Consider the following 4,182-nt stretch of genomic DNA (forward strand, 5'->3'; position numbering starts at 1 on the left):
GGCCTGGGGGCGCATCGGTCATCGAGGGCTCGCTCGGCGCCCGCGCCGCTCGCGCCCGGAGCGCGACCCTTCGGCGAGGGGCCCACGCACCGTCCTATACGCGTCCCCGGGCGCCGCCGGCACCCTCGGCGTGCGAACGGAGCCAATTGCCCGCTCGGTTCTTATCCTCGGACAAGATCATCATCCGGCAGGGCCGGTCCCGTCCGATCGGCGGGGCAGGCCGCCGGACGAACGACGGACTCACGGAACGACATGCGGACATTGGCAAAACTCGGGCTCGCGGCGCTGGCCGTGGTCCTCCTCGGCGGCGCGGCCTTCGTGCGCTTCGCGGTCTATCCCGAGAGCGCGTCGCTCCCGCTCGCCGACGGCCAGGGGGCGAGCCCGACGCTGCCCGCCCCGAACGCGACGCCGCTGCCCACCGTCAACATCGCGCCCGCCACCGGCTGGGCGAAGGGCGCCAAGCCCGCGCCGGCCGCCGGCCTCTCGGTCGCAGCCTTCGCCGAGGGGCTCGACCATCCGCGCTGGCTCTACACCCTGCCGAACGGCGACGTGCTCGTCGCCGAGAGCAACACCCCGCCCTCCGACGGCACGTTTCCCGGCGTGAAGGCCTGGATCGCGGGCAAGATCATGGATCGGGCCGGCGCCGGCGTGAAGAGCCCGGACCGGATCGTGCTGCTCCGCGACGGCGACGGGGACGGCGTCGCCGAGGTGAAGACGGTCTATCTGAAGGGCCTGACCTCGCCGTTCGGCATGGCGCTGGTCGGCAGCGACCTCTACGTCGCCAACGCCGACGCGCTGGTGCGGGTGCCCTACGAGGCCGGCGGGACCGAGAACGGCGCGACGCCCGAGAAGATCGTCGACCTGCCGGCCGGGATCAACCATCACTGGACCAAGAACGTGGTCGCGAGCCCCGACGGCGCCAAGCTGTTCATCACCGTCGGCTCGAACAGCAACGTGGCCGAGAACGGGCTCGAGGCCGAGAAGGGCCGCGCCGCGATCTGGGAATACACGATCGCGACCAAGGCCTTCCGCGAATATGCCACCGGCCTGCGCAACCCGAACGGGTTGGGCATCGAGCCCGAGACCGGCGCGCTCTGGGCCGCGGTCAACGAGCGCGACGAGATCGGCAGCGACCTCGTGCCGGACTACGTCACCGCGGTGAAGGAGGGCGGGTTCTACGGCTGGCCCTACAGCTATTACGGCCCGCACGTCGACGAGCGCGTCACCCCGCAGCGCCCGGACCTCGTCGCCAAGGCGATCGTGCCGGACTACGCCCTCGGTCCCCACACGGCCTCGCTCGGCATCGCGTTCTCGCGGGGCGCGAACCTGCCCCCGGCCTGGACCAGCGGCCTGTTCGTCGCCCAGCACGGCTCGTGGAACCGTCGTCCGAAGAGCGGCTACAAGGTGATCTACGTGCCGTTCGCCGACGGCCGGCCCGCGGGCACGCCGGTGGACGTGCTGGCCGGCTTCCTCGACGCCGACGAGAAGGCGCAGGGGCGCCCCGTGGACGTGGCCTTCGACAAGACCGGGGCGCTGCTCGTCTCGGACGACGTCGGCAACGCGGTCTGGCGGGTGACGGGGGCGGCCGCCTCGCAGTGAGGCGGACGCCTCAGATCCCCGCGTACCAGCTGAAGCCGAGTTCGGAGACCATGCTGCCGCGGCCCTGGCCGAGGCCGTCCACGCGATCGACGGCCTCGATCGAGGCGAGGTACTTCAGCGACTTGTAGCCGAGCTGCCGCTCGACCCGGAGCCGCACCGGCGCGCCGTGCGCGATCGGCAGCGCGCCGCCGTTCATGCCGTAGGCGAGGATCGTCTGCGGGTGGAGCGCGTCGAACAGGTCGTAGGTGTCCCACCAGCCGTCGACGGTGCGGATCACGATGAAGCGCGCCTCCGGCTTCAGGCCGGCGACGGCCAGGACGTGGGCCAGCGGAACCCCGGTCCATCTGCCGATCGCCGACCAGCCCTGCTCGCAGGAATGCAGCGTGATCTGGGTGCGGGCGGGCATCGCCTTCAAGTCGGCGAGCGAGAATTCGGCCGGGTTCGCCACCAGCCCGCGCACCGGCAGGCGCCAGTCCGAGAAGCCGATCTCCTTCGAGCGGCGGTAGGCGGCGTCGTCGGGGTCGGTGGTGTTGATCGTCGGGAAGACCGCCGAGATCGCGTCCGGGGCGAACTCGCGCACCAGCGGCTGATGGCGCAGCAGGAAGCGCTGCACCGTGAAGCTCAGGCGCTCGCTGATCCCGTAGAGGCCGCCGCGGCTCGGGCCGCCCTCCCCGATCCTCTCGCAGCTGGCGAGCAGCCCGGTGCCGCCGAGGGCCGAGGCGCCGAGGATCAGCTTGCGCCGGGAGATGTCGCTCATCGCTTCGCCTCGCGCTCGTGCCGCCGCGCGGGTTCCGCGGCCGGCGCCCGGCGCCCGATGGTCATCCCGCGCATCAGCGCCGCCGGGCCGTTGGCCAGGACCTGCCAGACATGCACTGCGAGGAACGCCACCAGCAGGGACGCGCACAGGAAGTGCAGGGTCCGGGCCGACTGCCGTCCGCCGAACAGGTCGAACAGCTCGGGGATCGCCGTCGTGACCCCGGGCGACATCGTCAGGCCGGTGAGCAGCATCAGCGGCGACAGCACCAGGACGACCGCCAGGTAGGCGAGCTTCTGCAGCACGTTGTAGCGGGTCTGCGTCGGCCCCGGGCCGCGCAGGTGCAGGTGCTCGCGCACCGTGCCGGCGATGTGCGCCGGGCGGACCTGGTCCGCATCCGGTAGCAGCCGGCGGGACAGGTGGCGCGTCGCGAGGCTCCAGGCGAGATAGAGCAGCCCGTTGAGGACGAAGATCCAGGCGGCGAGGAAGTGGATGTTGCGGCCCCAGCCGGTCTGTTCGAGGTTCACCGGCAACGGCAGGGCGATCCATGCCGGGGCATCGAGCGCGCCCGTCTCGCCCCAGAACAGCCGCGGCAGCGCCAGCAGGATCGCCGTGCCGCTGACCGCGAGCGCGACGAACGCGGCGGCGTTGATCCAGTGCGTCGCCCGCACCCAGGCGGGATGGCGGATCCGGCCGTCCTCGCGTCCCGTCATCGTGCGCCGATCGGATGGTCCTGCATCATAGCGCAGGATCGCACGGCCCCTCGATTGATCCAATGTGAAAGTCCGCCGCGGCCCCGGCGCCGCGAGACCTGTGCCGCCCGGGCGTATACGATGGCAGCCCGCTGTCCCCAGCACCTTGCGTTGACGCGGGAACCGTTGCGGTCATCCTCGGCTTCCGGGATGGTCGGTGAATCAGCAATGTTGCATCCGTTCATCCTGCACACAGACAGGATATGCGATGTGCGACCACGGCCTCCGTCGCTGGAAAACGAGCTTCCGTGAAGATCGCTCTCATCGCCCACCTGAAGTTCCCCATCGCGCAGCCGTATCCGGGCGGTCTGGAGATGCACACGCATCTCCTCGCCGGCGCCCTGATGCGACGCGGGCACGACGTGACGTTGTTCGCCTCGGAGGGATCGGATCCGACACTTGCGCCGGTCTGCGTCTGCCCGCCGACCGGTGACGGGCTCGGCGATCCACTGCGTCATGCGTCCATCGATCGCGCCGAGAACGCAGCCTATGCGCGGATCATGGAGATGGTGCGGGCCGGCGACTTCGACATCGTGCACAACAACAGTCTTCACGACCTGCCGCTGCGCCGAAGCCGGGACCTCGCGGTGCCGATGGTGACGGCGCTTCACACGCCCCCGTTCGACTCGCTTGAGGCGGGCGTGCGCGCCGCCCCCGCCGGCATGCCGTTCGCCGCCGTCTCGAACCACACGGCCGACGCGTGGCGCGAGATCGTCGCCGAGCCGGTCGTCATCGGCAACGGCGTCGAGCTCACGGTCTTCGTCTACCGCCCGGCGCCGGACCCGGTGCCCTACGTGTTCTGGTCCGGCCGGATCGTGCCGGAGAAGGGGCTGCACCTGGCGATCGACGCCGCGCGCGCCGCCGGCCTCCCGCTGCACTTCGCCGGCCCGCGGCCCAATCCCGCCTACTGGGCGGAGTGGATCGCCCCGCGCCTCGGGGACGACCTCGTCGATCTCGGCCATCTCGGCCATGCCGAGCTCGCGCGTCACCTCGGCGGGGCGCGGGCGGCCCTGGTCACCCCGCGCTGGGAGGAGCCGTTCGGGCTGGTGGTCGCCGAGGCGCTGGCCTGCGGCACGC

4 protein-coding genes are annotated in these 4,182 nt (G+C 71.6%); 2 read left to right on the plus strand and 2 right to left on the minus strand.

Annotated features, from left to right (window positions below; translation table 11 throughout):
• The first annotated feature begins 252 nt into the window (after positions 1–252).
• On the plus strand, positions 253–1,599 hold the full coding sequence (locus FV223_RS21545; protein ID WP_147728913.1) for a sorbosone dehydrogenase family protein: 1,347 nt from the start codon (positions 253–255) through the stop codon (positions 1,597–1,599).
• A gap of 10 nt (positions 1,600–1,609) precedes the next feature.
• Here FV223_RS21545 and FV223_RS21550 read toward each other — a convergent pair whose 3' ends face one another.
• Complete coding sequence (locus tag FV223_RS21550) at positions 1,610–2,356, minus strand: molybdopterin-dependent oxidoreductase (protein WP_147728914.1); 747 nt, start codon at positions 2,354–2,356, stop codon at positions 1,610–1,612.
• Positions 2,353–3,066 (minus strand): cytochrome b/b6 domain-containing protein, encoded by a 714-nt coding sequence (locus tag FV223_RS21555; RefSeq protein ID WP_147728915.1) that lies wholly within the window; start codon positions 3,064–3,066, stop codon positions 2,353–2,355. The genes FV223_RS21550 and FV223_RS21555 overlap by 4 nt, the downstream gene beginning before the upstream one ends.
• Before the next feature lie 287 nt (positions 3,067–3,353).
• On the opposite strand from FV223_RS21555, the gene FV223_RS21560 reads away from it, so the two are divergent.
• On the plus strand, positions 3,354–4,182 hold an 829-nt coding region (locus FV223_RS21560; RefSeq protein WP_147728916.1), incomplete at its 3' end, for a glycosyltransferase.

It is taken from the genome of Methylobacterium sp. WL116, assembly GCF_008039455.1.
GTDB lineage: Bacteria > Pseudomonadota > Alphaproteobacteria > Rhizobiales > Beijerinckiaceae > Methylobacterium.

Coding starts and splice junctions, on each gene's coding strand:
- FV223_RS21545 (WP_147728913.1), top strand. CDS start 253: ATGCGGACATTGGCAAAACTCGGGCTCGCGGCGCTGGCCGTGGTCCTC.
- FV223_RS21550 (WP_147728914.1), bottom strand. CDS start 2,356: ATGAGCGACATCTCCCGGCGCAAGCTGATCCTCGGCGCCTCGGCCCTC.
- FV223_RS21555 (WP_147728915.1), bottom strand. CDS start 3,066: ATGACGGGACGCGAGGACGGCCGGATCCGCCATCCCGCCTGGGTGCGG.